Annotated in this window: 25 protein-coding genes; 20 read left to right on the top strand and 5 right to left on the bottom strand. The window is 30.9% G+C overall.

Going from position 1 to position 23,439, the window contains the following annotated elements; genetic code table 11:
- Positions 1–4: 4 nt before the first annotated feature.
- Entirely contained in the window at positions 5–325 is a 321-nt protein-coding gene (locus ABWP20_RS06420) for an ArsR/SmtB family transcription factor (RefSeq protein WP_353094868.1), read from the bottom strand.
- Between the two features lie 249 nt (positions 326–574).
- Here ABWP20_RS06420 and ABWP20_RS06425 point away from each other — a divergent pair, with 249 nt between their 5' ends.
- The 16 genes from ABWP20_RS06425 to ABWP20_RS06500 all read left to right on the top strand — a co-directional run bounded on the left by ABWP20_RS06425 (position 575) and on the right by ABWP20_RS06500 (position 14,287).
- Positions 575–1,564: a sulfurtransferase gene (locus ABWP20_RS06425; RefSeq protein WP_353094870.1), complete on the top strand. Its 990-nt coding sequence runs from the start codon at positions 575–577 to the stop codon at positions 1,562–1,564.
- Between the two features lie 80 nt (positions 1,565–1,644).
- Positions 1,645–2,328: a TVP38/TMEM64 family protein gene (locus ABWP20_RS06430; protein ID WP_353095031.1), complete on the top strand. Its 684-nt coding sequence runs from the start codon at positions 1,645–1,647 to the stop codon at positions 2,326–2,328.
- A gap of 70 nt (positions 2,329–2,398) precedes the next feature.
- Positions 2,399–3,508 carry a (Fe-S)-binding protein gene (locus tag ABWP20_RS06435; protein WP_353094872.1) on the top strand — a complete coding sequence of 370 codons (1,110 nt, stop codon included), beginning with the start codon at positions 2,399–2,401 and terminating at the stop codon, positions 3,506–3,508.
- Positions 3,509–3,512: 4 nt separating this feature from the next.
- Positions 3,513–4,172: a TVP38/TMEM64 family protein gene (locus ABWP20_RS06440; RefSeq protein WP_353094874.1), complete on the top strand. Its 660-nt coding sequence runs from the start codon at positions 3,513–3,515 to the stop codon at positions 4,170–4,172.
- Entirely contained in the window at positions 4,165–5,451 is a 1,287-nt protein-coding gene (locus tag ABWP20_RS06445) for an ABC transporter substrate-binding protein (RefSeq protein WP_353094876.1), read from the top strand. The genes ABWP20_RS06440 and ABWP20_RS06445 overlap by 8 nt, the downstream gene beginning before the upstream one ends.
- 1 nt (position 5,452) lies before the next feature.
- Entirely contained in the window at positions 5,453–6,316 is an 864-nt protein-coding gene (locus ABWP20_RS06450) for an ABC transporter permease (RefSeq protein WP_353094878.1), read from the top strand.
- A gap of 4 nt (positions 6,317–6,320) precedes the next feature.
- The gene (locus ABWP20_RS06455; RefSeq protein ID WP_353094880.1) at positions 6,321–7,136 is read left to right on the top strand and encodes an ABC transporter permease; all 816 of its coding nucleotides are present in this window, start codon (positions 6,321–6,323) and stop codon (positions 7,134–7,136) included.
- On the top strand, positions 7,129–8,154 hold the full coding sequence (locus tag ABWP20_RS06460) for an ABC transporter ATP-binding protein (RefSeq protein WP_353094882.1): 1,026 nt from the start codon (positions 7,129–7,131) through the stop codon (positions 8,152–8,154). The genes ABWP20_RS06455 and ABWP20_RS06460 overlap by 8 nt, the downstream gene beginning before the upstream one ends.
- A gap of 4 nt (positions 8,155–8,158) precedes the next feature.
- Positions 8,159–8,833: a TIGR04283 family arsenosugar biosynthesis glycosyltransferase gene (locus tag ABWP20_RS06465; RefSeq protein ID WP_353094884.1), complete on the top strand. Its 675-nt coding sequence runs from the start codon at positions 8,159–8,161 to the stop codon at positions 8,831–8,833.
- Complete coding sequence (locus ABWP20_RS06470; RefSeq protein ID WP_353094886.1) at positions 8,833–9,537, top strand: TIGR04282 family arsenosugar biosynthesis glycosyltransferase; 705 nt, start codon at positions 8,833–8,835, stop codon at positions 9,535–9,537. The genes ABWP20_RS06465 and ABWP20_RS06470 overlap by 1 nt, the downstream gene beginning before the upstream one ends.
- Positions 9,494–10,519, top strand: a complete 1,026-nt coding sequence (locus tag ABWP20_RS06475; protein ID WP_353094888.1) for a phosphotransferase — start codon at positions 9,494–9,496, stop codon at positions 10,517–10,519. The genes ABWP20_RS06470 and ABWP20_RS06475 overlap by 44 nt, the downstream gene beginning before the upstream one ends.
- Before the next feature lie 321 nt (positions 10,520–10,840).
- Positions 10,841–11,206 carry an ABC transporter permease gene (locus tag ABWP20_RS06480; RefSeq protein WP_353094890.1) on the top strand — a complete coding sequence of 122 codons (366 nt, stop codon included), beginning with the start codon at positions 10,841–10,843 and terminating at the stop codon, positions 11,204–11,206.
- Entirely contained in the window at positions 11,191–11,640 is a 450-nt protein-coding gene (locus tag ABWP20_RS06485; RefSeq protein ID WP_353094892.1) for an ABC transporter permease, read from the top strand. Before ABWP20_RS06480 ends, ABWP20_RS06485 begins: the two co-directional genes overlap by 16 nt.
- Positions 11,641–11,664: 24 nt before the next feature.
- Complete coding sequence (locus tag ABWP20_RS06490) at positions 11,665–12,666, top strand: ABC transporter substrate-binding protein (protein WP_353094894.1); 1,002 nt, start codon at positions 11,665–11,667, stop codon at positions 12,664–12,666.
- Between the two features lie 26 nt (positions 12,667–12,692).
- Positions 12,693–13,706 carry an ABC transporter ATP-binding protein gene (locus ABWP20_RS06495; RefSeq protein ID WP_353094896.1) on the top strand — a complete coding sequence of 338 codons (1,014 nt, stop codon included), beginning with the start codon at positions 12,693–12,695 and terminating at the stop codon, positions 13,704–13,706.
- Between the two features lie 32 nt (positions 13,707–13,738).
- Positions 13,739–14,287 carry a CD3072 family TudS-related putative desulfidase gene (locus tag ABWP20_RS06500; RefSeq protein ID WP_353094898.1) on the top strand — a complete coding sequence of 183 codons (549 nt, stop codon included), beginning with the start codon at positions 13,739–13,741 and terminating at the stop codon, positions 14,285–14,287.
- A gap of 213 nt (positions 14,288–14,500) precedes the next feature.
- Here the strand turns inward: ABWP20_RS06500 and ABWP20_RS06505 are convergent, their stop codons facing one another.
- The 3 genes from ABWP20_RS06505 to ABWP20_RS06515 all read right to left on the bottom strand — a co-directional run bounded on the left by ABWP20_RS06505 (position 14,501) and on the right by ABWP20_RS06515 (position 16,775).
- Positions 14,501–15,559, bottom strand: a complete 1,059-nt coding sequence (locus ABWP20_RS06505) for a DUF4179 domain-containing protein (RefSeq protein ID WP_353094900.1) — start codon at positions 15,557–15,559, stop codon at positions 14,501–14,503.
- A complete protein-coding gene (locus tag ABWP20_RS06510) occupies positions 15,552–16,040 on the bottom strand; it encodes an RNA polymerase sigma factor (RefSeq protein ID WP_353094902.1) in 489 nt (162 codons plus the stop codon). Before ABWP20_RS06510 ends, ABWP20_RS06505 begins: the two co-directional genes overlap by 8 nt.
- A 360-nt stretch (positions 16,041–16,400) precedes the next feature.
- Positions 16,401–16,775 (bottom strand): metal-dependent transcriptional regulator, encoded by a 375-nt coding sequence (locus ABWP20_RS06515; RefSeq protein ID WP_353094904.1) that lies wholly within the window; start codon positions 16,773–16,775, stop codon positions 16,401–16,403.
- Between the two features lie 249 nt (positions 16,776–17,024).
- Between ABWP20_RS06515 and ABWP20_RS06520 the strand changes: the two genes are divergently transcribed.
- The 3 genes from ABWP20_RS06520 (at position 17,025) to ABWP20_RS06530 (ending at position 21,871) form a co-directional block, all read left to right on the top strand.
- Positions 17,025–18,011, top strand: coding sequence for a helix-turn-helix domain-containing protein (locus tag ABWP20_RS06520; protein WP_353094906.1), 987 nt, complete (start codon positions 17,025–17,027; stop codon positions 18,009–18,011).
- A gap of 315 nt (positions 18,012–18,326) precedes the next feature.
- Positions 18,327–20,144, top strand: coding sequence for an ABC transporter ATP-binding protein (locus tag ABWP20_RS06525; RefSeq protein WP_353094908.1), 1,818 nt, complete (start codon positions 18,327–18,329; stop codon positions 20,142–20,144).
- Entirely contained in the window at positions 20,141–21,871 is a 1,731-nt protein-coding gene (locus tag ABWP20_RS06530) for an ABC transporter ATP-binding protein (protein ID WP_353094910.1), read from the top strand. The genes ABWP20_RS06525 and ABWP20_RS06530 overlap by 4 nt, the downstream gene beginning before the upstream one ends.
- A gap of 26 nt (positions 21,872–21,897) precedes the next feature.
- On the opposite strand, the gene ABWP20_RS06535 is transcribed toward ABWP20_RS06530, so the two are convergent.
- Positions 21,898–22,779, bottom strand: a complete 882-nt coding sequence (locus ABWP20_RS06535; RefSeq protein WP_353094912.1) for a nucleoside hydrolase — start codon at positions 22,777–22,779, stop codon at positions 21,898–21,900.
- Between the two features lie 141 nt (positions 22,780–22,920).
- Here ABWP20_RS06535 and ABWP20_RS06540 point away from each other — a divergent pair, with 141 nt between their 5' ends.
- The gene (locus ABWP20_RS06540; RefSeq protein ID WP_353094914.1) at positions 22,921–23,265 is read left to right on the top strand and encodes a DUF1622 domain-containing protein; all 345 of its coding nucleotides are present in this window, start codon (positions 22,921–22,923) and stop codon (positions 23,263–23,265) included.
- Positions 23,266–23,439: the final 174 nt, after the last annotated feature.

Genomic DNA, 23,439 nt, shown 5'->3' on the forward strand with positions numbered 1-23,439 from the left:
TATATCAACTCCTCTCAATATTATTTAACTTGTTGTCAGATTTTTTCATATGCTCATCTATATCACTAAATAAGTCTTTTAACAATTTCAGTGCATCTTTATTAATAGAGTATTTCATCCATATACCATCCTTTCTTCCATTAACAAGTCCCGATTCGCATAACGTTTTCATATGATAAGAAAGGGTAGGCTGTGTAATATTAAATTCTTCTAATAAATTGCAAGCACATAACTCTCCTTGAGATAGCATATGAAAAATTTTAATCCTAGTTTCATCTCCTAATGCTTTTAAAAGCAATGCATAATCTGAGTAAGATACATTCATATCTTCACATCCTTTCTTTATAATAACATATAGATATTTATCTATATGTTATTATATTACTATATATAGATAAATGTCAATGTGTTGAGAGAATTATTTAAGAATGCTGGTTTAATGGCTATAAAATATATAGATAATATTTATATATAAATAGGAGATATAGACAAACTTAATTTTATTTAAATTATTGCGTATGTTAAAATTTAAGCGATGATTAAAAATAGATATAATATAGAAGGAGTGATTTAGTTGAAAAGATTAAAGTTTATACTGACAATTATTTTAGCTTTAACATTAATAGTTAGTGGATGCTCAAATAAAAAAGATATAAAGGATGAAGGAAATCAGCAACAAACTCCAGTTGAAGAACAAGAAGAACCAGTAAATGAAGAAACGGAAGAAGCTGTTGAATTTGTAGATAATAGTTATGTAGTAAATGCTGATTGGTTAAAAGAAAATATGGGAAAAGAAAATTTCCTAATATTAGATGCTAGGGGAGCAGACACGCATAAAAAAGGACATATACCAGGAGCCATAGCTGTTATGTGGCAGGAGTTTGCAAATATGGAAGGTACACCTGGTAAAGACTCTAACTGGGGAACAGTTCTTGAGCCAAAGGATTTATCTGAAAAACTATCTAAATATGGAATAACTAAAGACAAAGAAATAGTAGTATATACAACTTCACCAGATGGATGGGGAGAAGATGGAAGGATATTATGGATGCTAAGAATGGCAGGATTTAATAATACGAAGATCTTAGATGGAGGATTTGATTTCTGGAAATCAAAGGGCTATGAAGTATCTAAGGATGATGTGGTACCAACTCCTGCAACTGTTACAATAGAATCACTAGATAATAAAACAAATATAGATACTGAAGAATTAGCAAGTAATTTAGATAAATTTGTAATAATTGACGTTAGAGGGAAAGATGAATATAATGGAGCTACTAACTTTGGTGAACCTAAAGGGGGACATTTACCAGGAGCTATTAATATACCTTTTAATGAATTTTTAAACAAAGATGGAACTTTGAAAACAGCAAAGGAAATAAAAGATATACTTGATGCTAATGGAATTAATAAAGATGATGAAATAGTAACATATTGTACTGCAGGTATTCGTTCTGCTCATATGCAAATAGTGTTAACTATGATGGGTTATGATAGAGCAAGGAACTATGATGCTAGTTTTTATAGTTGGTCAGGAAGTTCTGATTTAGAAGTAGTGAAATAAAAAATAAAGTCTATGGATTATAAATAATTTCTGGAGAATAAATATATCTTTTTAGGAAGGTCGTTGATATTTTGAAGAATATGAAAAAGTCCACATGGCTGAAATTAAGTGTGGTATTGGGATTAATAGGGATATATTTTTTTGTTGCTCCAGTTAGGAATACTATAAAGAAGGTTATATTCATATTTAGCATGTTAGATGTAAATACAATAAAGGGATATATACTTTCCTTTGGAATATGGGCACCGATTATATCATTTTTACTTATGGTATTTCAATCAGTAGCTGCACCATTACCAGCTTTTTTAATTACCTTTGCCAACGCAGGATTATTTGGATGGGTTAAGGGAGCGATTCTTTCTTGGATATCCTCCATGGCAGGTGCTATATTATGTTTTTATATAGCTAGAATATATGGAAGAAATACAGTTGAAAAATTAACATCTAAATTTGCTTTAGAAGAAATAGACAGTTTTTTTGATAAATATGGTAATTATGCAATATTAATAGCTAGGCTTTTACCATTTATATCTTTTGATATAGTCAGCTATGCTGCAGGACTGACTTCAATGAGTTTATGGTCATTTTTTTGGGCAACAGGAATTGGGCAGCTTCCTGCAACGGTTATTTATTCCTATGCAGGTGAGAAATTAACAGGTGGTGTAAGGACATTTGTTACTGGTCTATTCATATTATTTGCAGCTGGTGCATTAGGATTTCTAATCAAGAGAATATGGGATGAGAAAAATAAAAGAGACAATTAATTAGAAAGAATGAGAGGGTTGATTCCTATGGAACAAGCCTTTCATTCTTAAATAAAAAAGGGTGTAATAAATGAAAATAGCAGGTAAAACTATTAAAATAATAAATGAAGAAGAAGGAAAATGTATTGGATGCAAGCTTTGTATGGAAGGCTGCCCAATGTTAGATAAGTTCTGCGATTCTCCAAAGAAATTGTTAAATGAACTTAAAGATAGTGGAAATTTTGATCATATTTTGCCATATTCATGTATGCTATGTGGATATTGTACAAAAGTATGTCCAAAGGAAGTAGATTTGAAGAATTTATTTCTAGAACTAAGAAGGGATGTAGTAAAAAATAATAATGGTAAATTGCCTAAAGAACTTAATCTGGGAGGAGTGGAACTACATCAGAAACTTAGTTTTTCTAATCTATTTACATCTGATATCCAAAATCTACAATCAGACACTATATTCTTTCCTGGATGTGGACTTCTTTCTTATAGTCCAAAGATAGTAGAAAATACATATAATTATCTTAGAACGAAAATAGATGGAATCGGAATATATACTAAATGTTGTGGAAAACCAACAGCTTTTATGGGAAAAGATGATAAATTTAAAGAGTATTATTCTATTCTTGAAAGAGAATTTAAAGATAAAAATATAAAAAGAATAATAACAGGATGTCAAAATTGCTATATGACCATAGGAAATAATAGTAAGGAAATAGAAGTAGTTACTTTATGGGAAGCATTAGATAATGTGGGAATTCCAGATAGCAGAAAAGGTATTGGAAAATGTTTAGATCAAAAATTTACTATACACGATCCTTGTCCTACTAGGGACGTAGATACAATACATAATTCAGTTAGAAATATAATCAATGAATTAGGATTTAAAATAGAAGAAATGAAACATAATAAGGGGAAAACTCTTTGCTGTGGTTCTGGGGGCATGGTAGCGGTTACTCAAAATCAACTAGCTAATGATCATACTATGAGAAGGGCTCAAGAAGCAGAAACAGAATGTATAATTACCTACTGTCAAGAATGTGTAGAATCTATGCGTAGAGGTGGTAAGAAGTCTTATCATATACTTGATTTATTATTTAATGAAAGTTTTCAAGATATGGAACAGAAGAATCAAGAGTTAATGACAAAATGGTTTAATAGATATAGAGGAAAGAATATAGGGAAGTGAAATAGTGAAGGATAAACGAGATTTATTAAAGTGGATATTGACAGCTGGATTGATAATAGCTATAGCTTTGTTAATCAATAAATTTAATGTTTTTAAAGGCTATGGTCCAAAAGAGATTAAGGAATTTATTCAGAGTAAGGGGATTATGGCACCAGTTATTTATTTAGCATTATTATCATCATTACCTTTATTATTATTTCCAGACTCAGTATTGGTAATTGCAGGTGGTATGATATTTGGATTATTTTGGGGAACTGTACTTACTACAATAGGCTCAATAATTGGAGCTGCGATATCATTCTATATATCTAGGAAACTAGGGCAGCAAGTAGTAAAGAAGATTATAAAGAAGGACTTAGTTTTATTTGATAAAAAGAACAGTGGATTTTTTTTAATTTTAATGTTAAGATTGATTCCTCTATTCCCATTTAAGATAGTTAGTTATAGTGCAGGATTATCAGATGTAAAATTCAAAGATTTTGCTTTAGCTACAACCATTGGTTCATTGCCAGGTATCATAGTATATACAAATCTTGGAGATAAGACTACAGTATTTGGCAGTAAAGATTTTTACATTTCAATAGGGTTACTAATAGGATTATTTGTAATATCTTTTATAATGAAAAAAATATTTCAAGAAAAAGGAGATAAGGTAAATGAATAAGAGAAGATTATTATTACTTATATTATCAGGACTTTTAATATTTAATTTAGTTGGATGTAGTACAAAGCCAATTGACAAAGATGAAGTTATACAAGGACAAGTTAACGAGGGACAAGTTAGTGAAGAGAACATATTAGATAAAGACTTTGAAGCGATGCTTGAAGCAGCAAGGGGAACTACTGTTACCTTCTATGGTTGGGGTGGTAGTCAACAAACTAACTCATGGATAGATGGTTATTTATCAGAAAACGTTAAAAAGGATTATGATATTACTGTAAAAAGAGTTGGAATGAATATAGATGAAATACTAAACAGCCTTTTAAATGAAAAACAATTAAATGTGGAAAAAGGAAATATAGATGTGGTATGGATTAACGGAGAAAACTTCTTTACTGCTAAGGAGAATAATCTATTATTTGGACCATTCACTGACAAGTTACCAAATTTCAATCAATATGTAGATAAGGATTCACCAGATGTAAAATATGATTTTGGTTATCCAGTTGAAGGATATGAGGCACCTTATGGAAAAGCTCAAATGGTAATGGTATATGATAGTGAAAAGATAGATAAGACTCCAGTTGATCATAAAGAATTATTAGAATGGGCAAAGAAAAACCCAGGTAAATTTACTTATCCAGCATTACCAGACTTTACAGGTTCTGCTTTTGTTAGAAATATAATATGTGATATAGTGGGATATGAACAATTTATGGACATGGAGGCAGATGAAGATACTGTAAGGAAAGCTATAGAACCGGCTATTGAATATCTAAAGGAGTTAAAGCCTTATTTATGGAAGGAAGGAAAGACTTACCCAGGAGATGCTCCGCTTCTTGATAATATGTATGCAGATGGAGAAGTTTGGATGACTATGACTTATAATCCAAATTCAGCATCAGGAAAGGTTGCAACAGGAGAATATAAGGAATCTACTAGAACATTTATATTTGATAGGGGAACCATTGGAAATACTCATTTCCTAGCTATACCATTTAATGCTCAAAATAAAGAAGGGGCTATGGCTTTAATTAATTATATATTAAATGTAGAATCTCAAGCTACAAAGTATGAGCCAGCTACATGGGGAGATCTACCAGTATTAGATAATGATAAATTAAGCCAAGAAGAAAAGAATAGATTAGATTCTATAGAATTAGGAGATGCAACTTTACCTCAAGATATATTATTAGAACATAGAATTCCAGAAATGCCAGCAGATTTAGTTCCAATAATTGAAAAAATTTGGATGGAAGAGATACCGGGTGAAGGTGAGTAATTTGAAAGAAAAGATAAAACCATATTTATTGCTATGTCCCATACTTTTTGTCTTAATTACTATTTTTATTTTGGGAATAATAATGGGACTTATACAAAGCTTAGGGTATTTTAAGGCAGTTGGTTTAACTAAATTTACATTAAGTTATTATAAAGATGTGTTAACTAGTAAGGGATTTTTATCTTCTTTAGGGTTTAGTCTCTATACTTCTCTGACTTCATCTATTGTAGCAATAATATTAGGAGTTTTACTTTCCTATGCAATTCTTCAAGTTAAAGGGAGAAAAGAGATACTAGAATCTCTATATAGGGTGCCTGTAATAGTACCCCATATAGTTTCTGTACTTCTTATCTATAATATTTTATCCCAAACAGGGATAATTCCACGAATTTTATATGGAACTGGCTTGCTTACTGAAAGCAGCCAGTTTCCGTCTATTCTATATGAGAAGAATGGAATAGGTATAATAATAACCTATCTATGGAAGGAAATACCTTTTGTTGCCCTTACAACTTATACAATATTAGGAAAGGTCAGTAATAAATTATCTGATGCAGCAGCGAATCTAGGAGCAAATAAAAGACAGGTATTCTTTTATGTACTTTTACCACTTATTATGCCCTCAGTTTTTTCATCCTTTATTATTATCTTTGCATTTTCCTTTGGGGCATATGAGGTACCATTATTATTAGGACCAACACAACCTAAGGCACTGCCTGTACAAGCCTTTATTGAATATAACAATCCAGTACTTACAAATAGGCCATATGCTATGGTATATAATATGTTGATAACTTTAATATCTTTTCTTCTTACATGGCTTTATTATAAGGCCTTTGAAAAAATACATAGATACGATAGGTGATGAGATGAAGGATAAAACTAAATTAAGATATAAAATAATAATAGGATTATTTCTAAGCTTTTTATTATTGCCTTTGGCGATTATATTCATATGGAGCTTTGCAAAAAATTGGCCATGGCCTAAGATATTTCCAGAAAACTTTGGTTTAAGAGGATGGCTATATTTTTTAAATCCTTCATCTAATAGTATATTGGTTTTATTATTTAGTATGTTCCTGTCTTTCGTAGTTACTGTGATTACTTTGATAATAACTATACCAGCGGCAAAAGCATTGGCTCTTTATAAATTTAAAGGGAAAAAATTAGTAGAGCTGCTAATCTTTGCACCAATTATAGTACCTACTGTAACAGTAGCTATGGGTATACATCTTCAATTTATTAAAATGGGACTGGCTAATACATTTCTGGGAGTAGTCATGATACATTTAATACCATGTATTCCCTATAGTACTAGAATACTTAAGTCTGTTTTTGAAATTATAGGAGAAGATATGGAGCTTCAGGCCAAGGTCTTAGGTGCCAATGCTTTTCAAGTATTCTATCATATAACATTTCCAATGCTCCTTCCCGGAATAATATCAGCAGGAAGTATGGTTTTCATAGTATCCTTTAGTCAATATTTCCTTACATTTTTAATAGGAGGGGGAAGGATAATAACTTTTTCAATGTTGATGTTTCCCTATATTCAAAGTGGAGATAGGATGATGGGATCTGTTTACAGTATAGTATTTATATTCACTACCTTAATATTTCTAATTATGGTGGAAAAGATTACAAATAAGTTTTATAAGGACAGGTTGAAGGAGTATAGATATGTCTAGAATTATATTAAAAAATATAGAAAAATCCTTTAATAAAATAAAGGTATTAAATAATATTAATTTTGAAGTAGAAGAAGGAAAAGTAGTTTCACTCCTAGGACCTTCTGGATGTGGTAAAACCACTACTCTAAAAATAATTGCAGGATTAATTAAGCCTGATAATGGAGAAATATTTCTTGGAGATAAGGCTATAACAGATGTTTCTGTGGAAAAGAGAGGCACTGTAATAGTCTTTCAGGATTATCTATTATTTCCTCATTTAAATATAGAAGAAAATATTGGTTTTGGTCTTAAAATGGCAAGGATACCGAAGAAAAACATAGATATGCAAGTGGAAAGTATGCTGGAATTAGTACAATTAAGGGGATATAATAAAAAATATCCAAGTGAACTTTCTGGAGGACAGCAACAGAGAGTGGCATTGGCAAGAGCCATAGCTATAGAACCAAAAGTACTTTTATTAGATGAACCTTTTTCTAATTTAGATACAAAATTAAGATTAGATATGAGAGAGTTTACACTGGAGATACAAAGAAAGCTAAATATAACAACGATTTTAGTTACCCATGATAAAGAAGAAGCCTTGATGTCATCGGATAAAATAGCTATTATGCTAAATGGAGAAATCAAACAATTTGGCACTCCAAGAGAACTATATGAAAGTCCAAATTCCATGGAAGTAGCAGATTTTTTAGGTGATAAAAACTATATTTCCTGCGATGTAATAGATGGTATATTTACTTCTGCTCTACTTAGTTTTCCCATTGAAAATGAAGATATAAAAAATGCAAGGGCTATGATTAAACCAGAGGATATTAAAATCTGTGAGGAAGAAATAACTGAACTAAAGGGGACAGTATTGTCCAGCAAATATGCAGGGGAAAGAGTTTATTATACAATATTAGTAAAAGGAATAGAATTAAAGGTAATATCTCAAGCCTCTAGGATATATGAAGCAGGACATAAGATATCAATAGGTATAAGCCTTGAAGGCATAAAGATATTTAAAGGGAAGTGAAGCTATGATATCCATAATAGTGCCTGTATTAAATGAAGAAAAGACTATAAAGGAAAGTTTGGAGAATTTAGTTAAAATAGATGGAGATAAAGAGATAATAGTAGTAGATGGAGGTAGCACTGATAAAACTGTGGATATTGCAAACAAATATGCCATAGTTATTAACAGTCCAAAAGGTCGATCAAGACAGATGAATGTAGGTGCAGGGACTGCTAAAGGCGAAATATTATGGTTTATCCATTCTGATTCTAAATTAGATAAAGATAGTATAGAGGAAATAGAAAGAACCATAGAAAATGGATATATCGGAGGATGTTTTAATTTATATTTTTGTGACTTACACACTAGATTTATGAGATATGTAGCCGGCTCTTCCAATAGAAGGGCCAAGTATTTGAAATTAATATTTGGTGACCAAGGGATATTTATGAGAAAAGATATATTTGAGAAGCTAGGTGGATATAAGGATATGGAGCTTATGGAGGATTGGGAGCTTTCTCGTAGAATTCATAAACTTGGTAAGATGAAAGTTTTAGATAAAAAAATAGGAACTTCAGCCAGAAGATTTAAAAAAGGCGGACAACTAAGGACATTATTAATGATGCATAAAATAAAGATATTATATATATTAGGAACTCCAACGGAGAAATTAGCTAAAATATACAAGCAGGTGAGATGATGAATGCACTAATACTTATGACTAGAATTCCCATAGCAGGACAGACTAAAACAAGATTAATGGATATTATGTCAGGTGACGAATGTGTCAATTTACATATGGCCTTTTTAAAGGATTTATTTAATACATTTAAATCATTACAAAAAGATATGGATATATATCTTACATATACTCCTGAAAATTCATTAAGTATTATAGAAGATATAATTCCTAAATACATTAAGGCTTTTCCTCAAAGGGGAGAGGATTTAGGGAATAAAATGTATAATGCAATAAATTATACATTATCATTGGGATATGAAAATGTAATATTAATAGGTTCGGATATACCTCATATTAGATATGGAGATATAATAGATGCCTTTCATATACTTGATAAAAATGATATAGTATTAGGACCATCCTATGATGGGGGCTATTATTTAGTTGGTATGAAAAAACCTAATGAATCTCTATTTAATATAGGGAAAAAGTGGGGAGGAAAATCTGTACTTGAATCTACTATAGATATGGCAAATAATCAAAGCCTATCAGTTGGACTTGCTGCTAAATATATGGATATTGATACTAAGGAAGATTTCTTCACATTTATAAGAAACTATGAGAATCAAGGGATAGTTTTAAATACAATGGAATTTATTAAGGATTGGAGGGAAAAGTTTGTTAAAGGACAAATTGATGGAACAAATAAAACAATATATTAATATTAATAGGAAGACAATTCTAAAGGAACTTAATTTAACTGGGGATTTTCAGGTAAAATTCTTAGCTCAAGGTGAATATAATATTAACTTTGCCATAGAATCTTTTCCCAATAAATATGTGTTTAGAGTTAATACTGGAAGTCAATTGGAAATTGATAATCAAATAAGATATGAGTTTAATGCATTAAAATATTTAGAAAGCTCCTCAGTAACTCCAAAAGTATATTTTGTAGATAGTTCTCTAATGTATTTTGATTATGGTATACTCATTATGGAGTTTTTAGAAGGGATACCTCTTGACTATAGAAAGGATTTAAATAAGGCAGCAAAGATATTTTCTAAGATTCATTCCTTAGATATTAAAAAAGATAATCGTTTTTTAATTGAAGAAAATATATTTAGTGCTCGGATAGACGAAGGGGAAAGACTTCTTGCTAATATATGGGATAGTCCCATAGTAGATAAAAAGGTTAAGTCTTTTTTTTATAAGTTTTTGGATTGGGCAAAGGTCAATAAATATAAAGAAAAATATTTTATAGATAATCCTTGGCATGTAATAAACAATACAGAAGTCAATTCACATAATTTTATAATAGGAGAAGAAAACTCCTATTTAATAGATTGGGAGAAACCAGTAATTAGTGATCCTGCTCAAGATTTAACTCAATTTCTTGCGCCTACTACTACATTATGGAAAACGGATTATATATTAGGTAGTGATGAAAAAGAAGAATTTTTTAGAAACTATACTAATGGATTAAAAGGTGAAGATAGAAATATAAGAGATAGGGTTAATCTTTATACACCATATTTATATTTAAGAGCTTTAGGATGGTGTGCTTATGCCTATGTAGAATATCATGATCCTAAGAAGGAAATAAAAAACATGGATACATTTAAGAAGATAAAGGAGTATTTAGATATGGATTTTATGGAAGGGTTATTGAAACCATATAATATAACTAGAGTAAATAATTCATAAGAATAGAACTATTATAAAGGATTAAGAGTAGTGCTATCCATCATCAGCAGGAGAGTAGTTTTAGATAGTAAGCCTTAGGAGAAAGTTGTAATAGCTACCTCTAGAATGGAAGATATTTATGTCTATTACTTTGGAAATGAGAATTTATTATAAACATTAGAGAATATTTTAATATACTTTACATTATTAAGAAAAACAATAGTAATTGAATTGCTATTGTTTTTCTTAATAATACTTCAATATATTATATTCATAGCTTATTATATGTATATTGTTGACAATATTAGACAATTTTAGATTAAGGATGAAAGGATGGTGATTATGAACAAATGGAAAAATAAATTTCCACTTATTATAAGAATATTAATTATTGTTTTATTTCTTTCTCTCTGGGAGATAGCAGCTAGATTTAAATTTTATAATGCATTTTTTACAAGCTATCCCAGTGAGATTATTTTAGATTTAAAACAATTTTTTTTAAGTGGAGATTTAGTAAAACACACAGCTATAACCTTGAGAGAGGCACTTGCTGGGCTGTTCTATGGTACAATTATAGGAATTTTTGTTGGACTATTATTTGGACAAATACAGTCATTAGGTAAGATTTTTTTACCAATAGTTACTGCCATTCATGGTGTACCTCAACTTACATTAGCACCAGTATATATATATTGTGGTTTGGATTAGGTTTAACATCAAAGATATTTCTTGCAGCATTAATGGTATTTTTCAATGTTTTTTTCTCTACTTATGCAGGTATTCAAAATGTAGAACCTAAGCTCATTGAATCCGCAAACTTATTAGGTGCAGGAACAATACAAACATTATATCATGTTGTGCTGCCGTCTAGTATGCCTTGGATAATAGCAGGTATTCGTAATGGTGTAGGAGCTTCTTTAATTGGTGCAATTATTGGAGAGTTCATGGGGGCTTCGGCTGGATTTGGATGGATGATTGCTTATGCATCGTCATACTTTAAAATAGCTCGTGTTATGTCTTGTATTTTTATTTTATTAATGGTAGGTATTATTCTCAATTTAATTCTTGATAAAGTTGAGTTGTATTTATTACGTTGGAGAGCGGTGACAAAATTGTCATTGCAGCATGAAAAAAACATATAGAATTTATTAAATGAGGAGGCAAAAATGAAAAAGTCAATACTTATAGTACTTATGATTTGTTTAGTTACAGGAATAATTACTGGATGTACATCAAAGGAAGTTTCTAAGGATTCAGACCTTACGAAAGTTGTAATATCTGAAATGAGAGGGGAATCTTGGATTCCTGTATATGCAGCTGAAATGTTAGGATATTTTAAGGATGAAGGATTGGATACTGAATGGGTTGTATTTAAAGATGGTCCAATAGCGTTTCAAGGTATGCATGCAGGAGATTCACAACTTTGCATGTTATCAACTGAGCCAGTACTTCGCGCTTTTGAAGAAGGATTAGAGTCTAAAATTATTCTCTCAACAGTTAAGAATAAACAGTATATATTTGCTGGAAATTCTGAGATAACAAGTGTTGAGCAATTAAAAGGAAAGGCAATTTTTGCTGGGATGCCAGGATCTGCTCCTTATTCATTCGTTCTTTCTGCACTAGAAGAAGCTGGACTTTCTGAAAATGATGTAGAATGGATTAATATGGAGTACGGAGCCGCTTTAGTTGCTCTTGAAAAAGGAAGTATAGCAGCATCATTTTTTGATGGAATTCATATTAATGAACTTAAAAATATAAATGCTAATATTTTAATTAATACATCAGATCCTGTACAACATGAGGCACTTTATGGCTCTAAATATTATGAATCACAAATGGTTACAGTCACTAAAGAATTTGCAGAAAAAAATCCTGAAACAATTCAAAAATTTGTAAATGCCGTTATGAAAGCTATGGATTGGCAAGCAGAACATACTGATGAGGAACTTGCGAAATTAGTTTCTCCTATGTTTGAGGATAGAGATTTAGTGGAAATTGTTGGGATATTAAGAGGCTCACTTTCTAATGATGGTTTCTTTTCTGAAGAAGGATATAATGCGATTGAAAGTTTTTGCTTAGATCAAGGAATTATTAAAGATCCTATTGGATATGAAAATGTTATTGATATGTCTTATGTAAATAATGCAAGAAAAGCATTGGAGAAATAAGACTTAAGTAAATTAAGGAGATAAATATGGCATATATTGTTTTTGAAAATATAGAAAAATACTATGGTGAAAATCATGTCCTTAAAAATACTAATCTTTCAATTCAGAAGGGAGAATTTGTTACATTACTAGGTTCATCAGGTTGTGGGAAAAGTACGCTTCTTAGATGTCTTGCAGGATTAGAAGGGGTAACAAGTGGAAAGATATTTCTAGATGGGGAAGATATCACCTTTAGAAACCCTAAGGAGAGAAATATTGGAATGATATTTCAACAATATAGTCTTTTTCCTAATATGAATGTATATAATAATATTTCATTTGGTCTTAGGATGAAGAAGGTTAAAAAAGATACAATTGATGACCTAGTGGGAAATGCATTAAAAATGGTTGATCTTAAAGGATATGAAAAGAGATATCCATATCAGCTTTCAGGTGGCGAGCAGCAGAGAGTAGCACTGGCAAGATGTATTGTTACTAAACCTAAGGTGTTATTATTAGATGAACCTTTGAGTGCAATAGATGCAAAGCTTCGTAAATCCTTACAATCTAGAATAAAGGAAATACACAAGGAGCTTAATATGACATCAATCTTTGTTACCCACGATCAAGATGAAGCAATGACTATGTCAGATACAATTCATATAATGAGAGATGGAATCATAGAGCAATCAGGAAATCCTCTTGAAATATATAGTAATCCAAAAAGTATTTTTACGGCAAGTTTTGTTGGCAATTATAATATATTGGAAAAAGATCAATTCTCAAAGTTAGTAAACCAAGAATACTCAGTTTATCCAAGAGTCGTAATTAGACCAGAGACCATTGAAGTATCTTCTGTAGACTTAGAAGAATCTAAAGATTCATATGTTATTTCGGGTAATATCATTGATATACTCCCTCAAGGTAATATTATAAGGTATACAGTTGATATTAATTCTATTTCTTTAAAAGTGGACGTGCTATTTAATGATTTGGGACTTTATACCTTTGGACAGAAAGTATATTTAAAATTAAAGAAAAAACATTGTATTGGTCTATAACTATTGAATAGTTAGTTAAGGAGGATATCGATTTGAAAAGAAATAAAAAAATAGTATTAGTTAGTCATTGTATTATTAATTCTAATTCTAAAGTAGAAGGCCTCAGCCAGTATTCAGGAATTTTTAAGGAGTTTATAGATATTATTACTGAGAAAGGTATTGGTATGATTCAACTTCCATGTCCGGAAATGATTGTATATGGAATAAGAAGATGGGGTCATGTAAAGGAGCAATTTGATACCTTGTTTTATAGAGAGCAATGCAGAGAAATGCTTAAACCGATAATCCAGCAGACTAAAAGCTATATAGATGCAGGATATGAAATTATAGGAATTGTAGGAATAGATGGAAGTCCAAGCTGTGGAGTTGACTACACCTGTTCTGGAGATTTTAGAGGAGAAATTTCAAATAATGATGAATTAGAAAATATCCTTGGAACCTTAAAGGAAGTAAAGGGTTCAGGCGTTTTTATAGAAGAATTAAAAGGTTATTTAGATGAATTAGGAATAGAGCTACCTTTTACAGCTATTAATGAAAATGATGTATATAGTTCCATGGATAAAATAATAGAATTTATATAAAAAGAGAAAGAGTTTCTTATAACTTTAAATCTTTGATAGTGTTCTTGTTGTCTTGAAATAAAATGGAGGCAAAGCCTTTAGTCAACTACTGACCTAAAAGCTTTGCCTCAAAAGTTTATCTCAATTATCTTTATATTTTCTTTAATCTATTTTTATTATAGAGTAATTTTTATTATAACCCTAACCTTCTATAGAAGCTTTTCTTATAAGCAGTTATTTATTAATTTCTTCAATAGGAAAAGTTACTTCCCAATTACCTTGTGTAAATAGTCCACTTATAACAAAATTACCATATAAAGAGTATTGTCCAATTTCAGATTGAGGAATATCAAAGATATATTCATCATAATCTATTCTATTTTCATTGGCTATATTTTCTCTAAATCCGATATTATAGTCACATTGAACATTATCTCCATTTTTATCTTTTAGATAAATGAACCCATGATTATCTTTAGTTTCATTATTTTTTGTTGCTGTTTGGACATGAAGCATACCATCTATATATCCTATGGCTGTAACTTCTATGTTATCAATAGAGAAATTAATGGAGTTTGCAGCAGAAAGGACTTCTACTTCATAATTATAATCCATAGTCATAAAATCAGGCATGTATTTATCATAATTGATACCACCACCGCTTACTATTTTTACAAGTTGTGTATTAACATGATTATCTAAAAGAGATAAATCTATATCAATGGAAGTATTATCATAGTGACTTTTACCGCTTAAAAACTCTTTTACTGAAAAAGTAAGCTTTTTACCTGTAATTTTTTCGTTATCAAATTCCGAAATTGTAATTAAAAATGTGGCTGTCTTTGTTTTAGAGTCATACCCAACACGTGTGCAACCAGCTGCGCTGGAAAATGGACGGTTAATAGAATAACTATCAAATAAATCTGTTGTTTCATCGATACGATTTCCTGTAAGATCTTGCATAGTAATATAAATTTCAGCTACATTATCATGAATATATGCAGCTTCTACCTGCATTTTTATTCCATTATCCTCATATGATTTTTGAATAGGTTTAAAAAATTGGGCAGTACTTGGTGAAATTTGATACATGATTTCGTAAATAGCCGGTACTGTAGATGATAATACTGGAATTGCTGTAAATACGCAAATAATCAATAAAGCAGTTATGGCAATTGTCTTGGAAAATATGAACTTCATTTTATGATTGTTTCCTTCATAGATAACATTATTTATAAGTTGGGACGAGGGTTTTATTTGCTCATTCATATGATGATACTTTTCTTTAAACATCATAATCCTCCTTTAATATTTCCTTTAGTTTACGTCTACCACGGGTTAATTGAGTTCTAACTGTAGATGGTTTTTGCTTTAATATATGACTGATTTCTTCTATACTTAAATCTTCGTAGTAAAATAAATGAATAACAGTTCTATATTTAATTGGTAACTTTTTTAGCTCATAATGTAAGTTGTTATCCTCTTCAGTTTCAAAAGCAATTTCATCAGTTAAAGGTTGAGTCTTCTTTATCCAAGATGATGCCCACAGTTTTTTTGCACAATTAATAGTAACTCTTATAAGCCATGCTTTTCGGTGTTCTTCCGTTTCAAACTTTGGTTTATTTTTTATGTATCGTAAAAATACTTCCTGAAAGATATCATCAGCATCACTTTTGTTTCGGGTATGTGAAAATGCTAATCTGTAAACCATATTCGAATAGGTTTTTACAATATTATCTATGCTTTCATCTATGCATAGTGGTTTTATAGACAATTCCTAACCTCCTTTCACTATGAATACCCTCTAGGTATACAAAAAGCTACAATAAATATAAAATTACTATAGAAACTGATTAGAATTCATACAGAAGTAGGATTTCTGTAATATAATAGATTTAATTTACAATACACTAAGGAGTTAAATAATAGACTTTAAATTCGTATTATAGATGGTATATTTTAATGATATATTCATATTTTTAAATTTTGCAGAGGAAAACAAAATCCTAAAAAGAAAATTTCTCGGGAAATAATAGATATCGTAGAAAAGAATATAAAATAGGTAAAAAGATAAATAGACAGTTTCTTAGGCCAAGAAAAAGTTGACGTAGGAGAACTGTCTCTGTATACATGATTACTTATTTTTGTATTGTCTAAAATGTTTTTTCAAGCATTCATAACTTTCATCACTTATATCATGTTCAATTTTACATGCATCTGTCAATGCTGTTTCTTCATTTACTCCTATGGACATCAGAAATTTTGCAAGGAATTTATGTCTATCATACATCTGTGTTGCAATTTCAAGACCAGCATCTAATAATGTAATATATCCATTAGAATCCATTTGGATATATCCATTTTCTCGAAGCCTTTTCATAGCCACACTTACGCTAGGTTTAGAGTATCCCATTTCATTCACTATATCAATAGAACGTACTTGTCCGATACGTTCTTTGAGCATTAAAATCGTTTCCAAATAATCTTCTGCTGACTCTTGTATTTTCATTTTTTATCACCTCTGGAAATTGTTATATATCTATGTTATTATATACTAATTATTTTTTCAAGGATAGTATTCTATTGATTGACAATAATATCTCATAATGTTAAACTAATATTCAAATAAGTTAGCTCATACTAACCTGTTTAATAGAAACAAAATTAGTAGTGGTGAATATAATCCTTAATGGAAAGAATAAAGAAATTTAATAGATTGATTTTATTATATAAAATAATAGTGTAAGAAGGTTGAAAGATGAGTATTTTATCAAAAGATAAAGGTATATATGGTTCTGAAGTAGAGATGATTAAAGAGTCCAAAGACTGTGTTGTCTATAAGATGAAAAGTCATGATGGCGAAGGTGTAATGACTAGTTATCAGGTGTTTCCAGGTATTGAGTTGATTTATAATGATTTTCATATGGGGAACTGTTTTCACAATAAACGATCTCATGCTAATATTATGGAAATTAATCATTGTCGTCAAGGGCGATTTGAATGTGAATTCTTAGATGGAGAGTATGTATACCTAGAGGAGGGAGACCTTGCAGTAAACATGCTAAGTAATAGAACTACAAAGTCATGCTTTCCTCTAGAACATTATCATGGCGTATCTATAGTAATATGTCTTGATGAAGCTCGAAGTTCGATTTCTTGTGCGCTAGATAATATATCTATTAATTTAGATTCTTTGCGAGATAAATTATGTCATAAAGACAGATGCTTTATTATGCGTGCTAAAGATTCAATAGAACATATCTTTTTTGAATTATATACAGTGCCAGATGAAGTAAAGCATGGGTATTTTAAATTGAAGGTATTGGAGCTTTTATTGTTTCTTAGTATTGTAGATATTGAAGAGGAAAGAGAGGAAAGAAAATATTTCCATAAAAGTCAAGTAGACATTATAAAGGCAATTAAGGAATATATGACACAGAACTTAGAGGAGCACAATACTATTGAAGAATTATCCACTCGTTTTAAAATACCTATAACAGCAATGAAACTTTGTTTTAAAGCTGTTTATGGAACATCTATTTATGCTTATATGCGTTCATATAGAATGCAGGTTGCCGCTGTAATGCTTCAACAAGGAAATGACAGTGTAGCTGTTATTGCTGGAAAAGTAGGATATAGCAATTCTAGTAAGTTTGCCTCTGCGTTTAAAGATATTATGGGGATGACCCCATTGGAATATAGGAAAACAAATCGTTTAAACGGAGCATTATCTGGCAATAAATGAATTTTCTACTGTGGATGATAAAGAAAGGGTTACGGAAATTTTTGATTATCTAATTAATTATAGCAATGATGAGGTGTCAAACATTCCTCTTACTTATGTCAAGGATATGATTGTTTTTAATACTGATACTATTGAGGATTATAATTTCACTGGTACTCTAAAGTTTTTTGATATAAGATAAGTAAAGGCAAAATAAATTTTCGTCTAATTGGAGTTAAATCGACTTTATGGAGTGGAACAAATAAATAAAAGTGATTATAATAGAGGTTGGTTAGCTTAAGCTAACCAACCTCTATTATAGAAAGGAGTATTGCTATGAATCAAGAAGTTAAGAAAAAGCAAGGGCTTTCCCGTCTGCTTGAAATAGCTGGTGAGAAGAAGATATTGCTAATAATATCAGGAATTTTATCAGCATTTAGTGCAACTTGTATGTTAGTACCATTTGTATCTGTTTATCAGATTCTAGGAGAATTACTGAAAAGCGGAGGCAATATTTCTCTAGTGAATAGCTCCATGATGATTAAATGGGGATGGATTGCCTTTGGTAGTTTAATTGCAAGTCTTATTCTCTTATATGCTGCAATTATTTGTTCCCATGTGGCTGCTTTTCGTATCTTATATGGTATGCGTATGGGATTGGCAAGGCATATTGGTAAACTTCCCCTTGGATATTTAAATAGTACTGCAACAGGCGCTATAAAGAAGAATTTAGAACAGGATGTTGAGCGAATCGAGTTGTTTGTAGCTCATACAATCCCAGATCTTGTGAATGTAGCTGCAACGGTTATTGTTATGTTTGCCATATTTTTTAGCCTTAATGGATGGATGACAATTGTTTGTATAATTGGATTTATTCTTAGTATGGTTATGCAAGCTTCAATGATGTTCGGTAGAAAAGCTCAGAATACAATGAAGGCTTATTTCGATGCACAGGAGCGTATCCACTCTTCAGCCATACAATATGTACGAGGAATACCAGTAGTTAAAATATTTGGGCAAACTGTTTTTTCTTTTAAAAAATTTCATAATGATTTAATTGCTTATAGGGATTGGGCAGTTGCTTATTGTGATAAATTTGAAAATGGAATGGCTGTTTTCACTGTAGTACTTAATTCATTTTTGACTTTTATTTTACCTGTTGGTTTGTTAATTATGAGTGGTGATCCTAATAATATGTCATTTGCTCTTGTATATTTATTCTTTATTATAATGATCCCAGGTGTATCTTCGCCACTGTATAAATTAACTTTGCTTGCATCAGGTACAAGGGAGATTTTTGAAGGTGTTTCCCGTATTGATGATATATATGCCGAGGAACCAATCAAAGAAACTTTAGAGCCAAAGCATCCTCATGGTCATGATATTACCTTTGAAAATGTATCTTTTGCTTACGAGAACAAAGCAGAGGCTACGAGAGTTGAAGCTTTGGCTGATATTAATTTTACCGCTAAGGCAGGAGAGATTACTGCTTTAGTAGGACCATCGGGTTCAGGTAAATCTACTGTGGCTAACTTGATTCCACGTTTTTGGGATATTCAAACTGGAGAGATAAAAATTGGTGGAGTAAATATAAAGGATATTCCCACAGAAGAACTTATGAATACAGTATCCTTCGTATTTCAAGATACATTTCTTTTTTATGATACTTTGTTTGAAAATATTAGAGTAGGAAGACCAGATGCTGCTGACGAAGAGGTATATGCTGCAGCAAGGGCGGCACAATGTCATGAGTTTATTGAAGAACTGCCAGATGGTTATAATACACTTATTGGTGAAGGTGGAGTATTTCTTTCAGGAGGAGAAGAACAACGGGTTTCTGTTGCTCGTGCTATTTTAAAAAATGCACCTATTCTTGTCCTTGATGAAGCAACGGCCTTTGCTGACCCTGAAAATGAGTATAAAATGCAGATTGCATTAAAAGAACTAATTAAAGATAAAACCGTTATAGTTATTGCTCATAGACTGTCTTCTATAAAAACTGCTAATCAAATCATTGTACTAAAAGATGGAAGAATTGAACAAGCAGGTACTCACAATAGTCTAGTAGCTAAGGAAGGTCTGTATCAGCGAATGTGGGAAGCTTATACTAGTGCTTATGATTGGACGTTGAAGAGTGGAGGTGCAAAGGCATGAAAATTTTTCAAAATATTACAGTAGGACAACCAAAAAAGCTGATAAAGCCCATTGGATTTACTATTTTAGCTAATTTGGTCAATGTAGTTCCATTTATGTTTTCCATTGAAGTGATAAAAATCATATTTAATGCTTTTGATGGTTCGGGTACAGAGCTTGACACGACTAGACTTTGGAAGATTATTGGTGTGCTATTTGCTTATATGATAGTAATGTTTATTGCTGAAAAACCTGCATATCGACATAGTTATCGTGATGCTTATGAGCTTTCAGCAGATGGAAGAGCCAATTTGGCAGAACATCTTCGTAAACTTCCATTAGGATATATTACAAGTAGGGATCCAGGAGATTTGGCTAATATGATAATGGGTGATTTTACCTTAATTGAAACTGGGGTATCACATATTGTTCCACAATTATTTGGTGCATTAGTTATGCCTTTTATGGCATTTGCTTCTCTTTTATGGATTGATTGGCGTATGTCTGTTGCCATGTTTATAGCACTGCCTATTACCATACTTTTATTGTGGACTTGTTCTAAGGCTCAAAAACGTATGGCAGATAGACAAATGAAATCTAAGCTGGATGCAGGTAATAGATTGCAGGAATATTTACTAGGTATACGTGTTATGAAGGCATATAATCTTGTAGGTGAAAAATTTGCTCGTCTTGAGAACTCATTTAGAAGGTTAATGAAAGAATGTATTCGTTTTGAAGCATTATCAGGACCCATTATTCTTACTTCGATTACTTTTATTCGAGCAGGTCTGACTTTAATGATTTTGACAGGGACTTATTTGTTAATAGGAGGATCTTTAGATGTATTGACATTCGTAATGTTCTTAGTCATAGGCTCTAGGGTATATGATCCTCTTACATCTGCTTTAATGAAATATGCAGAGCTTCGTTACGATGAAAGGGCAGGAGAACGTATTTTAAATTTAATGAATGAAGAAGAAATGGCTGGAGATAAAGAGCCTAATGGCAGTACTGATATTGTATTTGAAAATGTTTCCTTTGGATATGGAGATAAAACTGTTTTGCATAATGTTTCTTTAGAAATGAAGCAAGGAACATTGACAGCCCTTGTAGGACCATCTGGAAGCGGTAAAAGTACAGTATTGAAACTTTGTGCAAGATTCTATGATCCTATTTCTGGTAAGATTACATTTGGGGGAATAGATGAATCAACTCTTGACCCTGAGAAATTAATGAGAAAAATCTCCATGGTATTTCAAGATGTATATTTATTTCAAGATACCATAGGAAATAATATTCGATTTGGAAAAGAAAATGCTACAGATGAAGAAATGATTGAAGCGGCTAAAAAGGCTTGCTGTTATGACTTTATTATGAAGCTTCCTAAGGGATTTGATACTATGGTTGGAGAAGGGGGATGTACTCTTTCAGGAGGGGAAAAACAAAGGATTTCCATTGCACGTGCCATGTTAAAGGATGCTCCTGTTGTTTTACTTGATGAAGCAACGGCTTCCCTTGATCCTGAAAATGAGGTAGAAGTACAAAAGGCTATTAATGAACTAATAGCAGGGAGAACAGTCATAGTAATTGCTCATCGTCTAAAAACCATTAAGGATGCAGATAATATAGTTGTTATGGAAGATGGAAGAGTAGCAGAACAAGGTACACATGATGAACTTATAACTAAAAACGGTCTTTATAACAAACTATGGACTATTCAAACCGAATCAAGTGGATGGGAGTTATAAAAATAACAAAGGGATTTTTCCCTTTGTTATTTTACTTTTTTTATATTTTTCCAAGCCTCAAAAATTAATTCATTAAATAAGCCTACATCGTTTATAACAGTAGGTATATTTATTTTACTTCCATTTTTGTTGTTTTCATCTATTTTCAAAAATCCAGTTTTTAAATCCTCTGAAGTTGATACTATGTATTTAAAATTATCATTGAATAACTCAGGATTTGTTATATATACAGCAGATACTATATCCCAATCAAAGAAGCCTTCAGTATTAAATAATTCCCTAAAATGCTCAAACCAAGCATATGAATTCTCCTTAATATATAAATACGAAGGTATTTCTTTATTATCCATTAACCTTTTGTATTCTTCTTTTTTAAATTCTGCCTGAAGGCAAATATGACCTGTCATGGTTGTTACTTTTGCACCAGAATGAAGAACATTGTGACTTGCTTCATTATCAACAGAAAAGTTTAGCTCATTTAGATTCTTTCCGTTGATTATAAGTGGCTTAGTCAACCCTCCCATTAATACAATTTCCTTAACCTTTTTATAGAAATCATTGTCAATGAGATATGCACCATATAGATTTGATAAGGAGCCAGTAGCTAATATAGTAATTTCATTAGGGTATTTATTAACCACATCTAAGAGAAACTTAGATGCCTCACTTCTTCTATTGGAATTTTTAGGAGATCCCTTTTTCAAAGGAATATTTTTTATATTTAAATCTCTAAAAAGTTTAGATGTAGCCATAAATACATCTTCTATATTGCTATTACCAAAGGTAGTAGTTACTCCAATTAAATCTATTACTTTACTGCCTAATAAATACATTAAAGTTAATCCATCGTCTACATCTTTATTAGGTAATCCCATGGTATTATCGCAATCAAATATTACTTTAAGCAAGCTATCATCTCCTATCGGTATTATTTAAATTATATACTAACATAATTAGTGGTTTTATGCTAATATATAATTTAAAGAAAAGAATAAATATTGCCAATATAGTTATCCCCCTAGTAATTTTACAAAAGAGGAGAGATTTAATTGATAATTGAACATTTTTTGGAGTCGATAATTCCATATATTACAGGTTCATTAGAGTCTATTGGGGTTTTTATCATCACAATAGCTGCTTTAAGAGGAATATTTCAATTTATTAAAAATGGATTTGACTTTAGAGATGATGATGTGGCAATTGATTTTGCTAAGGCAATGGCACTTAGTTTAGAGTTTAAATTAGCGGCAGAAATTATAAAAACAGTAGTAATAAGAACAATAGATGAATTTATAATACTTGCAGCAGTAGCAATACTTAGAGTGGTACTAACATTTGTACTACATTGGGAATTAAAAAGTGGAGCAAAGACTATAGAACATTCAGCGAGATAATTATTAATAGCTAGGGGGATTTTATAGTTAGACTATATAAGTATATCTAATTATAAAAAGAATATAGATATAATAGATTGATATATTTTTAAATTGGATTAAATAATTGAATTGTTAAAATACTTACATGAAATTAAAAAATTTAATACAATTAAAAATATATTTGATATAATG

The organism is Tissierella praeacuta, from assembly GCF_040396155.1.
Taxonomy (GTDB): Bacteria; Bacillota; Clostridia; order Tissierellales; family Tissierellaceae; genus Tissierella; species Tissierella praeacuta_A.